The following is a 21,469-nucleotide window of genomic DNA, read 5'->3' on the forward strand; positions in this document are numbered from 1 at the left end:
TTCGATAAAACCGTATCAGTTATAGGAGGGTGAAAGAAAATGAACAATACCGCAGTAAAAGTTCACGAACAGCACCGTCCGTCGCCGCGCTCCCATACAAGAAAGCAACGAAAGCTGCGCATTCGCTTTACATTAGGGGAAAAGCTTTTATTTGTTTCGTTCTGCGTGTTTGTCATGTATGCAGCCGTACATATAGTGTCCAATCAAGTGAAAATTTATCAAATGAACAAAGATATCCAAAAACTAGAAGAGACGATTCAAGAACAGCAAAAACAAAACAATGATTTATATGTGGAAGTGCAACAGTTAAGCACGTATGAACGAATTTTGCAAAAGGCGAAAGAGCTCGGCCTCTCGTTAAACGAAAACAATGTGAAAGTCGTACAGGAATGATGGCCGATGGATATGAAAAAGCATAAAAATACACATAAAGGAGCAGCTATATTATTTTTTATATTCAGTCTGCTCTTTTTTGTGTTATTTGCCCGTTTTGTTCAGCTGCAAGTAACGGGAGTCGCCGACGGCCAAGTGCTGGCGGTGAAGGCGGAAGAAAAATACAGACAGCAACGGAAGATCGAAGCAAAACGTGGAACCATTTTTGACCGCAACGGCGAAGTGCTGGCTCAGGATGTGCCGTCGTATACTGTTGTTGCTGTCCTAGATCCAAAGATGACGACCGATCCTGACCATCCAAGACATGTTGTTCATCCGCACAAAACCGCCAAAAAGCTGGCCCCGTTGTTAGACATGGATGTCGATGAAGTGGAGCGGATTTTAAAGAAAGATGCAAAGCAAGTGGAATTTGGCCCCCATGGGCGAAATATTAGTTATGAGCTAAAGCAAAAAATCGAGGCGCTCCATCTCCCGGGAATCGGATTTATTCGCGATACGAAACGATTTTATCCAAACGGGAATTTCGCTTCGTATGTCATTGGCTATGCGCAAAAAAGTGAGAACAATGAAACAGTCGGAAAAATGGGGCTTGAGAAAAAGCTGGATAAGTATTTACATGAAAAAGATGGCTACGTTTCCTTTGCCGGAGATATAAACGGATTCCGGCTGCCAAATACAAAGGAAAAGATCGTTCCGCCCGATAACGGAGCCAATGTATATTTAACGATTGATGGAAAAATTCAGACGTTTTTGGAAGATGCGATAAATGAGGTCGAAAAACAATATAAGCCGAAAAAAATCATTGCCATTGTCGCCGATCCGAAAACGGGGAAAATTTTGGCGATGGCGACAAGACCGAGCTTTGACCCGAATAAACGCAATATCACTAACTATTTTAATGATGCGATTTCCTACCCGTATGAGCCGGGATCGACGATGAAAATTTTTACACTTGCTGCCGCGATTAATGAAGGAGTGTATAACGGCAATGAGCGATACCGCTCCGGATCCTATAAAGTAGGACCGAATATTATTCGCGACCATAATAAAGTAGGCTGGGGAACGATTACATTTAACGAGGGTGTCCAGCGCTCTTCCAACGTCGCTTTTTCGATTTTAGTCAAAGAAAAGCTTGGAGAAGACCGCTTTTTGCAATATTTACATCGTTTTCATTTTGACCAAAAAACTGGCATTGATCTTCCGGGCGAAGCGGTAGGACAAATTCATTATCGCTATCCGATCGAACGGATTACGACCGGGTTCGGACAAGGGACGTCGGTAACGCCAATTCAGCAAATTCAGGCGGCTACCGCGATCGCTAACGACGGAAAAATGATGAAGCCGTATGTGGTCGACCGTGTTGTCGATCCAGATACAGGAAAAGTTATCATGAAACACGAACCGGAAGTCGTCGGTCAGCCGATTACGGAAGATACGGCGCATAAAGTTTTGGATATATTGGAAACGGTCGTTACTTCCGAACATGGAACGGGACGTCCATATCAAATTGAAGGCTACCGGGTGGCCGGAAAAACGGGAACGGCGCAAATTCCATCACTGAATGGGGGCTATTTAACAGGCCGGGAAAATTATATTTTTTCTTTTTTAGGAATGGCTCCGAAAGAAAATCCTCGCCTCCTTATGTATGTGGCCGTCCAGCAGCCGAAATTATCGTACACGGAAACAGGCGCTGCTCCGGTTTCTCATATTTTTACGAGCGTGATGAAAAGCAGTCTGCAATATTTGCACATTCAGCCTTCGGCGGAAAGAAAGGCCGCGAAAAAGCCATCAACAGGGATTGAAATTGGCTCCTATGCCGGTTTTTCGACCGAAGAGGCCGTGCAGAAATTAAAAGAAAAAGGACTTGTCCCGGTCGTCATTGGAAAAGGACAACAAATTGAAAAGCATGTACCGCGTGCGGGAGAGCGTATCATTGCCGGGGAACGGGTGATGTTAAAAACGGAAGGTGAGGCAGTGATGCCGAATATCCGCGGCTGGTCGCTGCGCGATGTCATGAAGGCAGCGGAACTTCTTGGGCTTCGCACTAGCACGAAAGGAAACGGGTATGTGGTGAGCCAAAATATTCGCCCGGGGGCAATCGTTAAAAAAGGAGATTACTTAATTGTCGAACTGGCAGAGCCGCGCGAATGGGATGAAGCGGTAATACAAAAGCAAACAGAAGCAGCAGAGAAAAAAAGCGACGGTCCACAGGAGTGATTTTCGAACGTTCTATAATAAGGAGTACAAGCATATAGTGGAACGAGCCCATTATAAAGGAGGTTCTGCTATATGCGCGTTTCCCATGTCACTGTCCGTAAACGGCTGATGATTGTTTTCCTCGTTGGGGTGCTCATTTTTTCTATTATCGATATTCGTCTTGGATATGTGCAGTTTGTATTAGGAGATATGCTGACCGAGCGTGCGAAAGATTCATGGAGCCGAAACATTCCGTTCGAACCGAAGCGCGGAGAAATTTTGGATCGCAATGGTGTTCCGCTTGCCACGAATATGAGCGCTCCGACGGTATACGTCATTCCGCGGCAGATTGAAAATCCGGCCGATACGGCGGAAAAATTAGCGAAAGTGTTAAATGCGCCTGTAGAAAAAATATATAAGCGTATTACGAAAAAAACGTCGATCGAACGCATTCCGGAAGGGAGAAAAATCTCGAACGAAAAAGCAAAGGAAATTCGTGCCCTCGGCTTGAAAGGGGTATATATTGCCGAGGATACGAAACGATATTATCCATTTGGCAGTTATTTATCCCATGTATTAGGGTTTACCGGCATCGATAATCAAGGATTGATGGGTCTGGAGCTTTATTATGACAAAGAACTGAGCGGCCAGCGCGGGTCAGTGCAATTTTATTCCGATGCGAAAGGAAATAGAATGCCAAATATAGCTGACGAATATACACCGCCAACGGATGGTTTGAATTTAATGCTAACGATTGATTCTCGCATCCAAACGATTGTGGAGCGGGAACTCGATATTGCCGAAGCGAAGTATAATCCAGACGGCATTATTGCGATTGCCATGAATCCGAACACGGGGGAAATTTTGGCGATGGCGAGCCGGCCGACCTTTGATCCGGCCAACTACCGAAACGTCCCGCCGGAAATTTACAACCGCAACTTGCCGATCTGGAGTACATATGAACCAGGTTCGACATTTAAAATTATTACGCTTGCCGCTGCGTTAGAAGAGAAAAAAGTAAATTTGCTGAAAGACCATTTTTATGACCCTGGATACGTCAAAGTGGCGGGTGCGACGTTACGCTGCTGGAAAAAAGGCGGGCATGGCAGCGAAACGTTTTTGGAGGTAGTGCAAAACTCGTGCAACCCAGGTTTTGTCGAACTGGGACAACGGCTTGGAAAAGAAAAATTGTTTTATTATATTAAACAATTTGGATTTGGCGAAAAAACAGGGATTGACCTGCAAGGGGAAGGAACTGGCATTTTGTTTGATTTGAAACGCGTAGGCCCCGTGGAACTGGCGACGACGGCATTCGGCCAAGGGGTCTCGGTGACGCCGATCCAGCAGGTAGCGGCCGTTTCCGCAGCTGTCAATGGTGGAATTTTGTATACTCCGTATATTGCTAAACAATGGGTCGATCCAGAAACCGGAGAAGTTATCAGCCGCCGTACACCAAAAGCGAAGCGCCGTGTTATTTCCGAGGAAACGTCAAAGCAAGTCCGCTATGCTTTAGAAAGCGTGGTCGCCCAAGGGACAGGAAAAGGCGCCTATGTCGAAGGATATCGTGTCGGCGGAAAAACGGGAACGGCGCAAAAAGCAAAAGGCGGCCGTTATTTAAAAGACAACCATATCGTTTCCTTTATCGGCTTTGCACCGGCAGACGACCCGCAGCTTGTCGTGTATGTTGCCGTTGACAACCCGAAAGGAACGGTCCAGTTTGGGGGCGTTGTTTCCGCTCCGATTGTTGGAAAAATTATGGAAGACAGCTTGCGCGTGCTTGGTGTAAAACCGCGGAAAGAGCAGATGGAAAAAGAACGGGCATGGAATGATCCAAAAATGATTAAAGTCCCGAATTTAATCGGTTTAACAAAAAAAGACTTGCAACAGCAGCTTTTTAACTTAAAATTAGATGTTAGTGGAGAAGGCGACGTTGTCGTCGAACAGGCTCCGGAACCGGGAGCAAAAGTAAAAGAAGGAGCAACGATCCGCATTTATTTGGCGAAGAAGACGCCAGTTTCTGAAGAAAAAACACAATAAAGCATGCGATATAAAGGGGCGGCTGATGCAAAACACCATCGATTCTGTCTCGCCCCTTTTTCCGCTGCTCGTTTATTTTCCTCCAGGAACCATGAAACGAAAGGGATGAACAATAGTGAGGTTGCAGACATTACTCTCATATTTGCACGACTTTACAGCGTATGTCGGGGAGAATCCTGACATTACTTCGATTGAAATGGATTCACGGCAAGTAAAAAAAGGTGCGTTGTTTATTTGCATCAAGGGATTTACCGTCGATGGGCACGACTTTGCCAGACAGGCGGTTGAAAATGGGGCGGCAGCGATCATTGCCGAACGGCCGCTTGACGTCGATGTGCCTGTTGTGGTTGTACGGAACAGCCGGCGGGCAATGGCGGTGCTCGCCGACGCTTTTTACGGGCAGCCGACCCATAAACTGCATTTAATCGGTGTTACGGGCACAAACGGAAAAACGACAACGACACATATAATAGAGCACATCGCCAGAAAAGCGAAGAAAAAAACGGGATTAATCGGGACGGTAAACGTGAAAATTGGCGACCATACGTATCCGACGCAAAATACAACACCAGAATCGCTACTATTGCAACGTATATTTAAGCAAATGGTCGATGAAGGTGTTGAGATAGCGGCTATGGAAGTATCTTCCCACGCTCTTCATATGGGGCGGGTGCACGGCTGTGATTATGATGTGGCCGTATTTACGAATTTGACTCAAGACCATCTTGACTACCATGGAACGATGGAAGAATATCGCAATGCAAAAGGATTGCTATTTGCTCAGCTTGGCAACCGCTATGACCATAAGCGGCCAAAGTTTGCTGTATTAAATAATGATGACCCTGCTTCGCAATATTATAAGCATATGACGGCGGCAACCGTCATTACATACGGCGTGGAAACAGACAGCGATATTATGGCAAAACAAATTGAGATGACGCCAAACGGGATGGCGTTTGACCTTGTCACGCCATATGGTACGGTGCGGGTGCAGACAAAGTTAATCGGCTTGTTTAATGTATATAATTTGCTGGCCGCTGTAGCTGCCTGCCTTGTATCAGGCTTTTCTCTCCCGGCAATTGTCGAGGCGATCGATGACATGACGGGGGTAGCAGGACGGTTTGAAACGGTTGATGAAGGGCAAAACTTTATAGTAATCGTTGATTACGCACATACTCCAGATAGCCTTAAAAACGCCCTGCAAACGATTCGGCAATTTGCCAAGAAAAAAGTGTATGTCGTTGTCGGCTGCGGTGGCGACCGCGACCGTACAAAACGGCCGCTGATGGCACAAACAGCGGTCAAGTACGCGGATGTAGCGATTTTTACTTCCGACAATCCGCGCTCCGAACCGCCGGAACAAATCTTGCGCGATATGGAAGCAGGAGTTGTTCAAGGGCATTATGTCACGATTGTCGACCGCAAAGAAGCGATTCACTATGCTATCGAACAGGCGCAAGAAGGAGATATTATTTTAATCGCTGGCAAAGGACACGAAACGTATCAAATTATTGGCGACCGCATCATGGAATTTGATGACCGTGCCGTTGCCCGCAAAGCGATTAAGGAGAGAAGAGGAACATGTTAACGTACGGGATGGTAAAGCGGATGTGCAAACAAGCCCGTGGTATTGTTGATGATACGATTTCATTTCGCCATGTTTTTGTCGACCCTTACCAACACGCGCCAAAAGGCTTGTTTGTTCCGCTTGGGCGCGGGGCAGAAACATTAAACATTGCCATTGAGCATGGTGCGATTGCGGCATTTTGGCGGGAAGAGGAAGAATTGCCGCGCTACATTCCGAATCAGTTTCCGCTCTTTTTTGTCGCCTCGCCGCTTCAGGCGTTAGAAAAACTTCTAGATTCATATCGGCAGTGGGAAAGCGATACAGTTGAAAAAACGATATTTCACTTAACGATTTCTGCTCATAATGGACGAATCGATTCATATGATATAGCGGTACTTGATGCGTTAAAACAGCTGCAGCAGAAATGGACGGATGCCCAAGGAAAAGAAGGGTGTGACCAATCATGCTAGAGCAAGTCATTGTTTTTGCGATTGTGCTTTCCTTTATTATTACAGTGATATTATCGCCCATTTTCATTCCATTTTTACGGCGGTTAAAATTTGGGCAAAGCATCCGGGAAGAGGGGCCGAAATCGCATCAAAAAAAATCGGGCACCCCAACGATGGGAGGCATTATGATCTTGCTTTCTATCATTGTCACCACTCTATGGATGACAAAAAAGTTTGCCTCTCTTTCCGTGGAAACGTATTTGCTCCTGTTTGTTACCATTTGTTACGGAGTGCTTGGTTTTTTAGATGATATGATTAAAGTAGTGATGAAACGAAACCTTGGTTTGACAAGCAAACAAAAGCTAATCGGACAGTTAGTGATCGCTCTTGTCTTTTTCTTTGTATATGAGCGCAGCGGCTTTTCTACCGCCTTGCATATTCCGGGAACCGATCTCTCCATTAACCTTGGCTGGGGATATGTGCTGATGCTTATTTTCATGCTTGTCGGTGGCTCGAATGCTGTTAATTTAACAGACGGGCTGGACGGATTGCTGGCCGGTACAGCGGCAATCGCTTTTGGCGCCTATGCCGTTCTTGCCTGGAACCAAGGTCAATACGATGTTGCGATTTTTTGTGTTTCCGTTGTCGGAGCGGTGCTAGGCTTTTTAGTGTTTAACGCCCATCCGGCAAAAGTGTTCATGGGAGATACGGGATCGCTTGCGTTAGGCGGCGCCATCGCTGCTGTCGCTATTTTAACGAAGCTGGAAATTTTGCTCGTCATTATTGGTGGCGTTTTTGTCATTGAAACGTTATCGGTAATCATTCAAGTAATTTCCTTTAAAACAACGGGAAAACGCGTATTCCGCATGAGTCCGTTGCATCATCATTATGAACTCATTGGCTGGTCGGAGTGGCGCGTCGTCGTCACCTTCTGGGCAGTCGGCTTACTATTTGCAATGCTAGGAATTTATATCGAGGTGTGGATCTAATTGAGACAGACAACTTTTTTTCAACAACGTCGGGTGTTAGTCATCGGTTTAGCGAAAAGTGGATTTGCGGCGGCAAAGCTCCTTCATGAGCTAGGTGCCATGGTCACCATCAATGATCGAAAACCGTTTGAGGAAAATCAAGAAGCGCAGCAGCTGGAACAATGGGGAATCCGGGTTATTTGCGGTGGCCATCCGCTTGAGCTGTTGGATGAGCCGTTTGATTTCGTTGTGAAAAACCCAGGGATTTCATATACAAATCCGATGGTAAAAAAGGCGATAGAAAAAGGATTGCCGGTGGTGACCGAAGTAGAGTTGGCTTACCATATTTCTGAAGCACCTTTCATTGGCATTACCGGCTCCAATGGGAAAACAACGACAACGACATTAATTTATGAAATACTGCAGGCAGGGGGAAAACAGCCGCTGCTCGCCGGCAATATCGGACTGGTCGCCTGTGAAGTTGCGAAGGGAGCAAGGGCGGATCAATGGCTTGTCACAGAGCTTTCTTCGTTTCAGCTCGCGGGGATTCGTGAGTTCCGTCCGCGCATTTCCGTTTTATTAAACATTTTCGATGCCCACTTAGACTATCACGGTACCAAAGAGGCTTATGCACAGGCAAAAGCCAATATTTTTAAAAACCAAACAAAGGAAGATTATGCGGTTGTCAACGCGGATGACGAGCTGGTAATGCGGCTTGCCGAAAACATTCAGGCGCAAAAAGTTCTTTTTTCCGCGACAAAAGTGCTAGGACAAGGCGCTTATATAAAAGACAATGTGGTTTATTGGAATGATGAAAAAGTTATTGCTGTTTCCGATATTGTCCTCCCTGGAAAACATAATTTGGAAAATATATTGGCGGCGGTTTCCGCAGCTAAATTAACAGGCGCAGACAACGAAGCGATTCGGCAAGTGTTGACGACGTTTACCGGAGTGAAGCACCGGCTGCAATATGTGGCCACGGTGGATGGAAGACGATTTTTCAATGACTCGAAAGCAACGAATATTTTGGCTACACAAAAGGCGCTGGCTGCTTTCGAAAATGATGCTGTTATTTTGTTAGCAGGGGGACTAGACCGCGGCAATGAGTTTGACGCCCTCCTTCCTTATTTGCGTAATGTCAAAGCGATCATCTTGTTTGGGCAAACGGCGCCAAAAATTGCCCGCATCGCCAAACAAGCGGGAATAGAAACGATTGAATATGTCGATAATGTGGAAAAAGCCGTGCCGGTTGCCTACCAATTATCGAAACCGGGTGATGTCATTTTGCTATCGCCGGCGTGTGCAAGCTGGGATCAATATAAAACTTTTGAACAAAGAGGGGACATTTTTATCAACGCCGTGCATAAGTTGAAATAGAAGGGGAAGGACAGCCTTTCCCCTTAGTTTAAAAAAGCAGAGGTGTTGGGCATTGCCGCGGAAAAAGTCTACGCCTGATTTTTTATTAATTATCCTTACGTTTTCTTTATTAGCCATCGGATTGATAATGGTGTACAGCGCCAGTGCCGTTTGGGCGGAATATAAGTTTCATGACTCTTTTTTCTTTGCCAAGCGGCAGCTTTTGTTTGCTGGCGTGGGAGTCATCGCGATGTTCTTCATTATGAATATTGATTATTGGACATGGCGCGATTGGTCGAAAGCATTGCTGATTATTTGTTTTGTGTTGCTCGTTCTTGTATTAATTCCGGGAATTGGAATGGTCCGCAACGGGTCGCGCAGCTGGATCGGCGTCGGAGCGTTTTCCATTCAGCCGTCCGAATTTACGAAGCTTGCCATGATTGCTTTTTTGGCGAAATATTTATCGGAAAATCAAAAAAACATCACTTCGTTTAAACGAGGGTTGCTGCCTGCGCTAACATTGGTATTTGCAGCGTTTGGCATGATTATGCTTCAGCCGGATTTAGGAACGGGTACTGTCATGGTCGGGACGTGTATCGCGATGATTTTTGTCGCCGGCGCGCGCATCAGCCATTTTATCGGGCTAGGGGTGCTCGGACTGGCAGGCTTTGCTGCGCTTATTTTGTCAGCGCCATACCGCATTAAGCGAATTACGTCGTTTTTGAATCCGTGGGAAGATCCGCTTGGCAGCGGGTTTCAAATCATTCAATCGCTCTATGCGATCGGTCCTGGCGGCTTATTCGGTTTAGGATTAGGGCAAAGCCGGCAAAAGTTTTTTTATTTGCCGGAGCCGCAAACAGATTTTATTTTTGCAATTTTAGCGGAAGAGCTTGGCTTTATCGGCGGATCGCTTGTATTACTGCTGTTTAGCCTGTTGCTTTGGCGCGGAGTCCGCATTGCGCTTGGAGCTCCGGATTTATACGGAAGCTTTTTGGCGATCGGCATTATTTCCATGGTGGCGATTCAAGTAATGATTAACATTGGCGTCGTTACAGGCTTGATGCCGGTAACGGGGATTACGCTGCCGTTTTTAAGCTACGGCGGTTCATCTCTGACGCTGATGCTAATGGCGATTGGCGTGTTATTAAACATTAGCAAACACGCAAGGTATTGACAGGGAAAAAGGGTATCTCTCTAATGCAGGGAGGCACCCTCTCATTTTGTTTATATGCAGAAACGGGCGCTTTTGTTATATGCCGCGCATACGTATATACATAGGCGGTTAGGAAAGGAGATGGCAGTGATGAAGGCGATGGTAAAAGAGCTGTTAAGCGCGCACATTGGAAAAGTAAAGGAGATGGAACCGTTAGCGAACCATACGACGATGAAAGTCGGCGGCCCGGCCGACGTATTTATAGAGCCGGACAGCGTAGAAAGCCTTAAGAAAGCGATGGCGATTATTCAACAGCATGAAGTGCCGTGGCGCGCGATCGGCCGCGGTTCGAATTTGCTCGTTTCCGATGCAGGAGTCGAAGGGGCAGTCATTAAAATAGGCGAAGGGTTCGATGAATTGCATGTCGATGGGGAAACGGTGACGGTCGGCGGAGGATATTCATTAGTGCGCCTCGCTACGCTCATGAGTAAACAAGGATTATCCGGTTTGGAATTTGCCGGCGGCATTCCCGGTTCCGTCGGAGGAGCTGTTTATATGAACGCGGGGGCGCACGGTTCGGATATGTCGCAGATTGTAAAGAGAGCGCTCATTTTATTTTCGGATGGAACAATTGAATGGCTAACCAAGGAGGAAATGGAATTTGCCTACCGCACTTCTGTGCTGCAGACAAAAAGGCGTGGGATTTGTCTTGCCGTCGAGCTTCAGCTTACATCTGGAAATCGCGAAGAAATTATGGAGAAAATGCGGAAAAATAAAGATTACCGCCGAGAAACACAGCCTTGGGATAAGCCGTGTGCCGGCAGCATTTTCCGCAACCCGCTGCCGCAGTATGCTGGAAAACTGATCGAGGAAGCCGGCTTAAAAGGATATGCAATCGGCGGAGCGAAAATTTCCGAGCAGCATGCCAACTTTATTGTCAATACAGGGGCAGCAACAGCAAAAGATGTGCTCGACTTAATTCAATTTGTGAAAACAGTCGTTTATGAACGATATGGGATTCATTTGCAAACAGAGGTGGAGATTATTGGACGAAAATTGTAAAAATCTAGCTCTCTATTTTAAGATATTATGATATAATGAAAGCGAGTTTTTCCTTTGTGTGCAAAAACGGCATCCGTGTATGCCGTTTGTTTTTATAACAACTGTGCTTTCAAGCTTATGTCGGAAAGCGGTGAATCATTTTGGAAAAAGGGAAAGTGGTTGTTCTTGAGGAACGGGTACCGAAGCTAAAAGAGCGGCGGCGGCAAAAAGCTAATCGCCGTTTAATCATGTATATCTCTTTCTTTTTTCTTTTCATCTTATGCGTGCTTTATTTCCAGTCTCCATTAAGCAATGTCCAGCATATTGAAGTAAAGGGAAACGATCATCTCCCGGCGGAGCAAATCATTGCCTTAAGCGGTATAACGAAGCGGACAAGCTTTTGGAAAGTAAAAGAGGACGAAATAAAACAAAACGTTGAGAAGCACCCGGAAGTGAAGAACGCCTCGTTGGAAAAACGTTTTCCGAATACCATCATCATTCGCGTGAATGAACGACGGAGAGTCGCTTATATTTATGATAGGCAAAAATTTTTCCCTATTTTAGAAAATGGTTACATCTTAAAAAAACACACATCGAAAACTGCGCCAAGTGATGCGCCAATTTTAGTGAACTGGAGAAAAGGAGAAGATATACAAGAAATGACAGGGCAATTGGCGCAACTTTCCCCATCAGTATTAAACGCCATTTCGGAAATTCATTATACGCCAAATGACGATCATCGTGATCATGTTACCGTTTATATGAACGACGGTTATGAAGTGAGCGCGAGCATCCACAATTTTGCCAAGAAAATGTCGTTATACCCAGCTATCGTGCAACAATTGGATCCTAAAGTAAAAGGGGTTATCCATCTAGAAGTAAGCAATTATTTTACCCCTTATGAACCACCGAAAAAGGAGGATGACAATGAAGAAACCGAAAAATAATCGTGTCATCCTTTCTTTTATCTGTTTTATATTTGGGATGATGCTCGCGTTTTCGTATCAGTATGCAAAAAAGGAAGCGGCGAAGCGAAACGTCACGGACCGACAATGGCAAAAAGAATATGAGTATCGTCAGCAGCTGATCCAAATTCAAAAGGAAAACCGAAAACTAAAAAACGAGTTAGTGCAAAAACAAAACGAAGTTACCGAAATGGAAAATGCGTTGGCCAATCAACAAAAAGCGCATACGAATTTGGCCAAACAGGCGGAAAAGCTGCGCATGTATGTTGGAGAGTCGAAAGTAAAAGGAAAGGGAATTGAAGTCACACTATCGGATGCATCCTATATCCCTTCGGAGCAAAGTGCGACTGACTACATCGTTCATGAACAGCATGTTTTTAAAGTGATTCACGAGCTTCTTATTTCTGGGGCAGAAGCCATCGCCATTAATGGGCAGCGGATTTCCCATCGTTCGTATATTGTTTGCAACGGTCCTGTCATTGAAGTGGACGGCACGCAGCATGCAGCGCCTTTTATTATTTCGGCGATCGGCAATCCAGACGTCCTTATTTCCGCTTTGAATATTGCCGGTGGGATAACAGACCAGCTTGTGCAAGATAACATCACGGTGAAGATTGATAGGAAAGAAGAAATTGTACTTGATCCTATTTTTCCGGTTCATCGTCCATAAATTGCCTGTATAGAAAGAATGGTGAAGGTGATTGGAGCGCAAGAAAACGATCTATTTCACTTGTATTACGACGATTTTTGGCTTGATGCTCGCTGCTGGGCTGCAGACAACATCGCATCCGAAAGTTCGCGATACGCGCGATATTTGGGAATTGCGCGCCGATTTAAAAAAAGAACAACAGCTGCAACAGCAGCTTCTGCTTGAGTTGGAAGACTATGAGAACAAATTACGGGACTATAAGCAAAAGCAACGCTCAAATCGAGAAGCGGTTTTGCATGAAACGGTAAGGGAATTGGAACAGGAAGCCGGTTTGACGGAAGCGAAAGGGCCAGGCGTCGTGCTGACGATTGAATCGTTTTATCCCGACCATTATGTCGGCCCAATTACGGAAATGGTATCGCCCGAACTGTTACAGCGGCTGATAAATGAACTAAATAAGTACGGTGCGAAAGAAATTGCCATTGCCGACGAGCGGATTACCAACACAACGGCGGTTCGCGATGTCAACGGCGTGACGCAAATCGGAGACCGCAAAATTTCTTCGCTTCCCATTGAAGTAAAGGTGATCGCCGATGATGCCGACATGTTGTACAACCGTCTAACCGTATCGACCATCCGCGACGATTTTATTGTGGAAAATTTGCAGCTTACGATCTCGAAGCCATTGACATCGGTCGTCATCCCGCCGTCTGATGAAAAATGGAATGCGAAATATATGGAAACGGTAAAAGCCGAAAAGGAGGAGAAATAGCATGTGGCTTCCGCTCATCGGCTTATTGGTTGGTTTCACCGTTGGATTTTTAGCGGATTTGCGTGTTCCCGACGAATATTCCAATTATTTGTCCATTGCAATTTTGGCTGCATTTGATACATTAATTGGTGGGCTTCGCGCCCATTTACAGCAAACATATGACGAAATAGTATTTATAACAGGGTTCTTTTTTAATATTATTTTAGCAACAACTTTAACTTTCCTTGGTGTTCATCTTGGTGTAGACTTGTATTTAGCAGCCGTATTTGCATTTGGAGTGCGTCTTTTTCAAAATATCGCCGTCATCCGCCGCCTCTTGCTTACCGAATGGATGGAAAGACGGCAAAACCGTGAAAAAAGTTGATTAGAAAAAAGGGAAAGTTTCTTAACATGTTGAATTATATGGAGTAAAAAATCATGTCATTGCCTTTTCATCACTGCCAATGGTTCATAATGGAACTGTTATAGATTGAAAGATTCATAGCTATTGGGGCGCATAAATTCAGCTTAAAAGGAGGTGTCACTGCTTACTAAAATACGTAATTGACCGCGAAAACAGGAAGAAAAGACGGCAAGGCGGTATATATACGATTTTAGTAGGCAGGTACCAAAAGATGAGCAGCAATGAGATCGTCGTTAGCATTGACATTGGTACATCGAGCGTGAAAGTTATCATTGGAGAAATGCTGAACGATTCCATTAACATTATTGGGGTAGGGAATGTAAAATCGGAAGGGCTCAAAAAAGGATCTATTGTTGATATAGATAAAACGGTACAATCGATCAAACGCGCGGTAGAGCAAGCGGAACGGATGGTTGGTTTAACGATTCACCGCGTGATTGTCGGCGTGACAGGCAATCATGTTCAGCTGCAAGACTGCCATGGCATCGTTGCCGTTTCCAGCGAAAACCGCGAAATTACTGATGAAGATGTTGCTCGCGTGATGGATGCCGCGCAAGTCGTATCGATTCCTCCAGATCGGGAAATTATTGGCGTTATTCCGAGGCAGTTTATCGTTGACGGATTGGATGGAATCAATGATCCGCGCGGCATGCTCGGCGTCCGTCTCGAAATGGAAGGAACGATTATTACCGGAGCGAAAACGATTTTACATAACTTACTCCGCTGTGTGGAACGAGCTGGTTTAGAAATAAGCGATATTTGCTTGCAATCGCTGGCTGCTGGTTCCCTTGCTTTGTCCAATGATGAAAAAAATCTGGGAGTCGCATTGGTTGATATCGGCGGTGGTTCCACGACAATCGCCGTTTTTGAACAAGGATTTTTGCAAGCCACTTCCGTTTTGCCAGTAGGAGGCGATCATATTACAAAAGATTTGGCGATCGGACTCCGAATATCGACGGAAGATGCAGAAAGGATTAAATTAAAGCATGGACATGCTTTTTATAACCATGCTTCGGAAGAAGAAGTGTTTAGTGTACCGATTATCGGGACTGATCAGCATCAGCAGTTTAGCCAATTGGAAGTTGCCGATATCATCGAGGCAAGATTGGAAGAAATTTTTCAAATGGTTCAGCATGAAATTCGTAAGCTTGGATTTCGCGACCTGCCTGGCGGCTATGTGCTTACAGGCGGCGTCGCCAACATGCCGGGTATATTGGAATTGGCTCATGTCGTGTTAGAAACCAGCGTGCGCATTGCCATGCCTGATTATATAGGCGTGCGCGACCCACAATATACGACAGGAGTCGGATTAATTAAGTATGCTTATCGGCAGGCGATGCTGCAAGGAAAATCGGTTCCGGTTGCCGCCACGGTGGCGGAGCCGATAGAGCGACATCCGCAAAAGCAGCAGCCGAAGCCAAAAAAGAGGGAAGAAAACTTTGGGAAAAAAGTGAAGAAGTTTTTCGGATCTTTCTTTGAATAGAGATTGAAATTTGGGAGGATTTAGTCATGTTGGAGTTTGACACTACGATTGATCAGATGGCAACGATTAAGGTGATTGGGGTTGGCGGTGGCGGCAACAACGCCGTCAATCGGATGATTGAACATGGTGTACAAGGTGTGGAGTTTATTGCGGTCAATACAGACGCACAGGCGTTAAATTTATCGAAAGCACCAACAAAGCTGCAAATTGGAGCGAAATTAACGCGAGGTTTAGGCGCAGGTGCAAACCCGGAGGTAGGGAAAAAAGCAGCGGAAGAAAGCAAGGAGCAAATTGAAGAAGCGCTGAAAGGCGCCGATATGGTGTTTGTGACAGCCGGAATGGGCGGAGGAACAGGAACCGGAGCTGCCCCGGTCATTGCCCAAATCGCTCGTGAATTAGGCGCACTGACCGTTGGGGTGGTTACCCGTCCGTTTACATTCGAGGGACGGAAGCGGGCGACACAGGCAGCCAGCGGAATCGCAGCGATGAAGGAAGCTGTCGATACGCTGATTGTCATTCCGAACGACCGCCTCTTAGAAATCGTTGATAAAAACACGCCGATGTTGGAGGCATTCCGCGAAGCCGATAACGTTCTGCGCCAAGGGGTGCAGGGCATCTCTGATTTAATCGCCGTGCCGGGCCTGATTAACTTGGACTTTGCTGATGTAAAAACGATAATGTCCAATAAAGGCTCGGCGCTGATGGGCATCGGGATTGCCAGCGGCGAAAACCGGGCGGCGGAAGCGGCGAAAAAAGCGATTTCGAGCCCGCTGTTAGAGACATCGATTGACGGCGCCCAAGGCGTATTGATGAACATTACTGGCGGAACGAATTTAAGCCTTTATGAAGTGCAAGAAGCCGCTGATATCGTTGCAACGGCAGCCGATCAAGAGGTGAATATGATTTTCGGTTCGGTCATTAATGAAAACTTAAAAGATGAAATTATCGTAACGGTCATTGCGACCGGATTTAATGAAAATGTCGCTTCGCAGCCGCGTCCATCGCGGGTTGGAATCGGCACCATTCCGAAAGTAACCCCTGTGCCGAAACGGGAAAAACGCGAAGAAGCGACGCAAGATTATGCGGCATTGCGCTCGGCGCAAGTCGAAGATCCGCTGGATATTCCTGCGTTTCTGCGCAATCGCAATCGCCGCCGTTAAACGGGAACGAGCATGAACTAAACGTTCATGCTCGTTTCTTTTTTTCTGCATTGTCGCTTGTCTATTTTTTTGCAAAAATAATCCTTCTCCAAGCAAGTTCACCGCAAAAACTGTTTCCTTTGTCATCGATGCGGTTGCGTTTGGCTGGTTTGCGGCACTGCGATTCTGCCGCCACGGATGCATGTGTTCCTGTTCATATGGAAGCATCTTTTTTCTCGGTTCTTTGACAAAAATTCCTGTTTTTCATCATCATAAATTGACAGACTTTCCAATAAGATGTACTATATACTATTTTCAGAAACTGATTGTTTTGGTAAAAGAAGAAGGAGGCTATTTGGTTGGCCGTTTATTTAGATGTCATCTGGCTGCTAAATTTGTGCTTTGACAGTCTGCTGCTTTGGCTGACGGCAATTATGCTAAAACGGGATGTCGTGTGGTGGCGGGTGCTTGCCGGGGCGTTTATTGGCTCCTTGCTCGTCGTCATCATGTTTACTCCGTTTTCTGTATATGCCCAGCATCCTGTCATAAAGGTATTCGTTTCGTTTTTGATCGTTTTCGCTGCTTTTGGATTTAAGCGCATGAGGTATTTTTTGGAAAATTTATTTGCGTTTTACTTTGCCACCTTTACTGTCGGCGGCGGTATGGTAGCTGTGCATTATTTTTTACAACGGGAAATTGATATTCACCGCGGCATGCTGACAACCTATTCACTCGGTGTCGGTGATCCGGTCAGCTGGATGTTTGTTTTAGTTGGATTCCCGGTATTGTGGTTGTTTTCCCGCGCCCGCATCGATGGAATTCGCGAAAAGAAGCTGCGCTTCGAACATATTGTGGACGTCGTTATTGTGTTTGACGGCAAGCCGCTTTCAGTAAAAGGATTGATTGATAGCGGCAATCAGCTATACGATCCTATATCGAAAATACCGGTTATGATCGTGGAGAAGGAGAAAATCAAGGAAGTGTTGCCAGAGGAATTAGTGCAGCAGCTTCGGCTGGAAACATCGATGGATTGGTACCATCATCCCGTATTTGAAAAGTGGATGCATCGGCTGCGCATCATCCCGTACCGGGTTGTCGGAAGCGAACAGCAATTTTTAATTGCAGTGAAACCGGACCGCATTATGATTTTCTATGAAAGGCAATGGCTTGAAGTCGAAAAAGGGCTCGTTGGATTAAACGAAACAAAATTGTCCACAGATGGGGAATATGAGTGCATTATTCATCCGAAAATGGTGCAAACAGGAAGGAAGCTTACTGCTTCATAATTCGTTACTATATCATACTCACTTTTTATTAATTTAGAAGGGGGATTTTCATGAAAACGTGGAAACTTCGCATCACGTATTTTTTCTATAAGCTATTGGCGAAGTTAGGAATTAAAACGGATGAAATATATTATATCGGCGGCAGTGAGGCGCTTCCGCCGCCATTGACAAAAGAAGAGGAAGAAAGGTTGATCGAAAAGCTTTCTGCCGGAGACGAAACGGCAAGATCGCTCCTTATTGAGCGCAATTTACGTCTTGTTGTCTATATTGCGCGTAAGTTTGAAAATACAGGAATTAATATTGAAGATTTAATTAGCATCGGGACGATCGGACTGATTAAAGCGGTAAATACATTTAATCCGGAGAAAAAAATTAAATTGGCCACCTATGCGTCCCGCTGCATTGAAAATGAGATATTAATGTATTTGCGGCGCAATAATAAAGTCCGCGCCGAAGTATCATTTGATGAACCGTTAAACATCGATTGGGATGGCAATGAATTGCTGTTGTCGGATGTGCTCGGCACGGAAGACGATGTAATTACAAAAGATTTGGAAGCAGATGTGGATCGGCGTCTTTTATTTAATGCACTGCGTCAGCTTAGCGATCGCGAAAAGCAGATTATGGAACTTCGTTTTGGACTTTCAGGCGGAGAAGAAAAAACGCAAAAGGACGTTGCCGATTTGCTTGGCATATCCCAATCTTACATATCGCGGTTAGAAAAGCGGATTATTAAGCGGCTTCGCAAAGAATTCAACAAGATGATGTAAAACGGCGGCGATTCGTTTGATCGCCGCTTTTTTACGTATGGACAGGCGTGCATATTTTTCCTTCCACAGGAGATACTGAAAACTGACGACTTAGCATCTCCTGATAGGAGGGAACAACTTGGCAAGAAACAAAGTTGAGATTTGCGGAGTAGATACATCAAAGCTACCAGTACTAAAAAACGAAGAAATGCGTGAACTGTTTAAACGGATGCATGAAGGGGATTTGGAGGCAAGGGAAAAATTAGTGAATGGTAATTTGCGGCTGGTGTTAAGCGTTATTCAGCGGTTTAATAACCGTGGGGAGTTTGTCGACGATTTATTCCAAGTCGGTTGCATCGGACTTATGAAATCGATTGATAACTTTGATTTAAGCCAAAATGTAAAATTTTCCACCTATGCAGTGCCGATGATCATCGGCGAGATTCGCCGATATTTACGCGATAACAATCCGATCCGCGTCTCCCGCTCGCTTCGTGATATCGCCTATAAAGCACTGCAAGTGCGCGAAAGGCTGATGAGTGAGACGGCGAAAGAACCGACGACAGAAGAAATTGCCAAAGAACTTGGTGTTCCACATGAAGAAGTGGTGTTTGCGCTCGATGCAATTCAAGACCCTGTTTCCTTATTTGAACCGATTTATAATGATGGCGGCGACCCGATTTACGTAATGGACCAATTAAGCGACGAACGTAACCGCGACAGCCAATGGATCGAAGAAATTGCGCTAAAAGAAGGGCTGCGGCGCCTTAACGAAAGAGAAAAAATGATTATTCGCAAACGCTTTTTTCAAGGAAAAACGCAAATGGAAGTTGCTGAAGAAATCGGAATTTCCCAGGCACAAGTTTCGCGGTTAGAAAAAGCGGCGATTCGACAAATGAATAAAAACATTCAAGTATAAGAGCTGTTCGTTCAGCTCTTTTCTTTTTTACATAAGCCGCTATATACATTCATATAGTTATGAATAAGAGGAGAAAGCGGGGGATTTTACAATGATGAGAATTTCCGAATTTCAATCGAAAGACATTGTCAATGTGGCAAACGGCAAAAAGTTGGGAAATATTGGTGATATCGATATCGATTTAGAGACAGGAAAAATACGCTCATTAATCATTTTAGGGGCAGGAAAAGTGCTCGGGTTATTCGGACGCGAAGAAGCAGTTGTCATCCCGTGGCAAAATATCGTAAAAATTGGTGCGGACGTTATTTTAGTCCGTTTGAACGACAGCGAGTAGAAACGGATTAAATGATAAATAATGGTTATCACGTTTAAGCAAACTATGATAAAATAGGAAAAAAAGTGATAAAAATCAACAAAAAAAGCATGAGGTTGGCGAATATGTCTGACATTTTTCAACAAGTAGACAAGGAGCTGCTGTTACTGCAGCCGTCGTATCCGTTCACCGAAGTAACGGCTGGCTTTACGACAAAACACGGTGGGATGAGCAGCGGTGCGTTTGCGACATTCAATTTAGGACTGCATGTCGGCGACGACCGTGCTGTCGTTGTCCGCAACCGCCAGCGTTTGGCGGATTTGTTGCAATTTCCGCTTGAGCGATGGATCTGTTGCGAGCAAATACATGGCGCCCGCATTGAAAAGGTTAAAGCTAGCCAAAACGGAAGAGGAGCGGCAGATTATTCATCCGCCATAGCGGGTACGGATGGTTTATATACAGACGAAGCAGGAGTGCTGATTGCTTTATGCTTTGCCGACTGCGTACCGCTTTATTTTATTGCGCCAAAACATGGCATGATCGGGCTTGCTCATGCCGGATGGAAAGGAACGGTAAAGAATATTGCTGGAGAAATGGTCCGGCTTTGGCAGGAGCGAGAGCATATTCCGCTTGCTGACGTCTATGTGGCGATCGGTCCTTCGATTGGTGCTTGCTGCTATGTAGTCGATGACCGCGTAATTGTGCATGTGGATCGCGTTTTACAGGGAGAACAGCCGCTTCCGTATCGGCAAGTAAGCCCTGGTCAATATGCGCTTGATTTAAAAGCATTGAATCAAATGCTGCTAATGAAGGCAGGCATCCGTAAAGACCATATTTACGTTTCTTCATACTGCACAAGCTGTGCCGATCATTTGTTTTTCTCCCATCGCCGCGATCAAGGCAAAACGGGGAGGATGATGGCGTTTATCGGCAGGAAGGAGGAAAAATGATGACGGTTCGCGACAATTTAGCCATAATTCGCGAAAATATTGAAGCAGCATGCCAGCGCGCCGGACGCGACCCTGCCGACATTCGCATCGTCGCTGTGACGAAATATGTAAGTGTAGAGCGGGCGCGCGAGGCGCTAGAAGCCGGCATTACCGATTTAGGCGAAAACCGCGACGATGGACTGCTGCAAAAATATAGCGTGTTGGGAGACAAAGCGACATGGCATTTTATCGGCACCCTGCAGTCGCGAAAAGTAAAAAATATCATTGATAAAGTCGACTATATTCATTCGCTGGATCGCATGTCGCTGGCGAAAGAAATTGAAAAGCGGGCGACAAAGCCGGTAAAATGCTTTGTGCAAGTAAATGTTTCCGGCGAAGCAACGAAACATGGACTAGCCGTGGACGAAGTCATTCCTTTTATTGAGCAGCTGCACGATTTTTCCCATATTCAAGTGGTTGGCTTAATGACGATGGCGCCTTATACCGATGACGAAGCGGTATTGCGGGCGTGTTTCCGTCGATTAAAATTGTTGCAAGAAAATGTACAAGCATTACAGATTGCCAATGTACCATGCACGGAATTGTCGATGGGAATGTCCAATGATTATGTGATTGCCATCGAGGAAGGGGCAACATTCATTCGGCTTGGCACAGCGCTAGTCGGCAAACAATTTTAGGAGG

Annotated in this window: 21 protein-coding genes; all 21 read left to right on the top strand. The window is 45.5% G+C overall.

The window, feature by feature from the left end; translation table 11 throughout:
* The first annotated feature begins 39 nt into the window (after positions 1-39).
* A complete protein-coding gene (gene ftsL, locus HT574_RS02585; RefSeq protein WP_017434695.1) occupies positions 40-393 on the top strand; it encodes a cell division protein FtsL in 354 nt (117 codons plus the stop codon).
* Positions 394-399: 6 nt separating this feature from the next.
* Positions 400-2,610, top strand: coding sequence for a penicillin-binding protein (locus HT574_RS02590; protein ID WP_175243360.1), 2,211 nt, complete (start codon positions 400-402; stop codon positions 2,608-2,610).
* Positions 2,611-2,682: 72 nt separating this feature from the next.
* Positions 2,683-4,626 (top strand): stage V sporulation protein D, encoded by a 1,944-nt coding sequence (locus tag HT574_RS02595; protein WP_175243361.1) that lies wholly within the window; start codon positions 2,683-2,685, stop codon positions 4,624-4,626.
* Between the two features lie 115 nt (positions 4,627-4,741).
* Entirely contained in the window at positions 4,742-6,214 is a 1,473-nt protein-coding gene (locus HT574_RS02600) for a UDP-N-acetylmuramoyl-L-alanyl-D-glutamate--2,6-diaminopimelate ligase (RefSeq protein ID WP_026078425.1), read from the top strand.
* A complete protein-coding gene (locus HT574_RS02605) occupies positions 6,208-6,663 on the top strand; it encodes a hypothetical protein (protein ID WP_175243362.1) in 456 nt (151 codons plus the stop codon). Before HT574_RS02600 ends, HT574_RS02605 begins: the two co-directional genes overlap by 7 nt.
* Positions 6,657-7,631, top strand: coding sequence for a phospho-N-acetylmuramoyl-pentapeptide-transferase (mraY, locus tag HT574_RS02610; protein WP_175243363.1), 975 nt, complete (start codon positions 6,657-6,659; stop codon positions 7,629-7,631). Before HT574_RS02605 ends, mraY begins: the two co-directional genes overlap by 7 nt.
* On the top strand, positions 7,632-8,987 hold the full coding sequence (gene murD, locus HT574_RS02615; protein ID WP_175243364.1) for a UDP-N-acetylmuramoyl-L-alanine--D-glutamate ligase: 1,356 nt from the start codon (positions 7,632-7,634) through the stop codon (positions 8,985-8,987). It begins immediately after the preceding gene.
* 52 nt (positions 8,988-9,039) lie between these two features.
* On the top strand, positions 9,040-10,140 hold the full coding sequence (gene spoVE, locus HT574_RS02620) for a stage V sporulation protein E (RefSeq protein ID WP_175243365.1): 1,101 nt from the start codon (positions 9,040-9,042) through the stop codon (positions 10,138-10,140).
* A gap of 129 nt (positions 10,141-10,269) precedes the next feature.
* Positions 10,270-11,181, top strand: coding sequence for a UDP-N-acetylmuramate dehydrogenase (murB, locus tag HT574_RS02625; RefSeq protein ID WP_175243366.1), 912 nt, complete (start codon positions 10,270-10,272; stop codon positions 11,179-11,181).
* A 140-nt stretch (positions 11,182-11,321) separates the two neighbouring features.
* A complete protein-coding gene (locus tag HT574_RS02630; protein ID WP_217499358.1) occupies positions 11,322-12,107 on the top strand; it encodes a cell division protein FtsQ/DivIB in 786 nt (261 codons plus the stop codon).
* The gene (locus tag HT574_RS02635) at positions 12,088-12,795 is read left to right on the top strand and encodes a DUF881 domain-containing protein (RefSeq protein WP_175243367.1); all 708 of its coding nucleotides are present in this window, start codon (positions 12,088-12,090) and stop codon (positions 12,793-12,795) included. The genes HT574_RS02630 and HT574_RS02635 overlap by 20 nt, the downstream gene beginning before the upstream one ends.
* Positions 12,796-12,826: 31 nt before the next feature.
* Positions 12,827-13,546: a DUF881 domain-containing protein gene (locus HT574_RS02640; protein WP_042407217.1), complete on the top strand. Its 720-nt coding sequence runs from the start codon at positions 12,827-12,829 to the stop codon at positions 13,544-13,546.
* Position 13,547: 1 nt separating this feature from the next.
* Positions 13,548-13,910, top strand: a complete 363-nt coding sequence (locus tag HT574_RS02645) for a small basic family protein (protein ID WP_017434707.1) — start codon at positions 13,548-13,550, stop codon at positions 13,908-13,910.
* A 250-nt stretch (positions 13,911-14,160) separates the two neighbouring features.
* The gene (gene ftsA / locus HT574_RS02650) at positions 14,161-15,432 is read left to right on the top strand and encodes a cell division protein FtsA (RefSeq protein ID WP_175243368.1); all 1,272 of its coding nucleotides are present in this window, start codon (positions 14,161-14,163) and stop codon (positions 15,430-15,432) included.
* A 26-nt stretch (positions 15,433-15,458) separates the two neighbouring features.
* On the top strand, positions 15,459-16,592 hold the full coding sequence (ftsZ, locus tag HT574_RS02655; RefSeq protein WP_017434709.1) for a cell division protein FtsZ: 1,134 nt from the start codon (positions 15,459-15,461) through the stop codon (positions 16,590-16,592).
* Between the two features lie 338 nt (positions 16,593-16,930).
* Positions 16,931-17,857 carry a sigma-E processing peptidase SpoIIGA gene (spoIIGA, locus tag HT574_RS02660; protein ID WP_175243369.1) on the top strand — a complete coding sequence of 309 codons (927 nt, stop codon included), beginning with the start codon at positions 16,931-16,933 and terminating at the stop codon, positions 17,855-17,857.
* 50 nt (positions 17,858-17,907) lie between these two features.
* A complete protein-coding gene (gene sigE / locus HT574_RS02665) occupies positions 17,908-18,627 on the top strand; it encodes an RNA polymerase sporulation sigma factor SigE (RefSeq protein ID WP_017434712.1) in 720 nt (239 codons plus the stop codon).
* 118 nt (positions 18,628-18,745) lie between these two features.
* A complete protein-coding gene (gene sigG / locus HT574_RS02670; protein WP_017434713.1) occupies positions 18,746-19,525 on the top strand; it encodes an RNA polymerase sporulation sigma factor SigG in 780 nt (259 codons plus the stop codon).
* Positions 19,526-19,616: 91 nt separating this feature from the next.
* Positions 19,617-19,859, top strand: coding sequence for a YlmC/YmxH family sporulation protein (locus tag HT574_RS02675; protein WP_017434714.1), 243 nt, complete (start codon positions 19,617-19,619; stop codon positions 19,857-19,859).
* Between the two features lie 104 nt (positions 19,860-19,963).
* Entirely contained in the window at positions 19,964-20,788 is an 825-nt protein-coding gene (gene pgeF / locus HT574_RS02680; RefSeq protein WP_175243370.1) for a peptidoglycan editing factor PgeF, read from the top strand.
* A complete protein-coding gene (locus HT574_RS02685) occupies positions 20,788-21,465 on the top strand; it encodes a YggS family pyridoxal phosphate-dependent enzyme (protein WP_175243774.1) in 678 nt (225 codons plus the stop codon). Before pgeF ends, HT574_RS02685 begins: the two co-directional genes overlap by 1 nt.
* The last annotated feature ends 4 nt before the right edge of the window (positions 21,466-21,469 follow it).

The organism is Parageobacillus sp. VR-IP, assembly GCF_013357975.1.
Classification (GTDB): Bacteria; Bacillota; Bacilli; order Bacillales; family Anoxybacillaceae; genus Saccharococcus; species Saccharococcus caldoxylosilyticus.

What these genes read in the sequence shown, in the direction of transcription:
- ftsL (WP_017434695.1), top strand. Translation starts at nt 40, where the DNA reads ATGAACAATACCGCAGTAAAAGTTCACGAACAGCACCGTCCGTCGCCG.
- HT574_RS02590 (WP_175243360.1), top strand. Translation starts at nt 400, where the DNA reads ATGGATATGAAAAAGCATAAAAATACACATAAAGGAGCAGCTATATTA.
- HT574_RS02595 (WP_175243361.1), top strand. Translation starts at nt 2,683, where the DNA reads ATGCGCGTTTCCCATGTCACTGTCCGTAAACGGCTGATGATTGTTTTC.
- HT574_RS02605 (WP_175243362.1), top strand. Translation starts at nt 6,208, where the DNA reads ATGTTAACGTACGGGATGGTAAAGCGGATGTGCAAACAAGCCCGTGGT.
- mraY (WP_175243363.1), top strand. Translation starts at nt 6,657, where the DNA reads ATGCTAGAGCAAGTCATTGTTTTTGCGATTGTGCTTTCCTTTATTATT.
- murB (WP_175243366.1), top strand. Translation starts at nt 10,270, where the DNA reads ATGAAGGCGATGGTAAAAGAGCTGTTAAGCGCGCACATTGGAAAAGTA.
- HT574_RS02635 (WP_175243367.1), top strand. Translation starts at nt 12,088, where the DNA reads ATGAAGAAACCGAAAAATAATCGTGTCATCCTTTCTTTTATCTGTTTT.
- HT574_RS02645 (WP_017434707.1), top strand. Translation starts at nt 13,548, where the DNA reads ATGTGGCTTCCGCTCATCGGCTTATTGGTTGGTTTCACCGTTGGATTT.
- ftsA (WP_175243368.1), top strand. Translation starts at nt 14,161, where the DNA reads ATGAGCAGCAATGAGATCGTCGTTAGCATTGACATTGGTACATCGAGC.
- ftsZ (WP_017434709.1), top strand. Translation starts at nt 15,459, where the DNA reads ATGTTGGAGTTTGACACTACGATTGATCAGATGGCAACGATTAAGGTG.
- sigE (WP_017434712.1), top strand. Translation starts at nt 17,908, where the DNA reads ATGAAAACGTGGAAACTTCGCATCACGTATTTTTTCTATAAGCTATTG.
- HT574_RS02675 (WP_017434714.1), top strand. Translation starts at nt 19,617, where the DNA reads ATGATGAGAATTTCCGAATTTCAATCGAAAGACATTGTCAATGTGGCA.
- pgeF (WP_175243370.1), top strand. Translation starts at nt 19,964, where the DNA reads ATGTCTGACATTTTTCAACAAGTAGACAAGGAGCTGCTGTTACTGCAG.
- HT574_RS02685 (WP_175243774.1), top strand. Translation starts at nt 20,788, where the DNA reads ATGACGGTTCGCGACAATTTAGCCATAATTCGCGAAAATATTGAAGCA.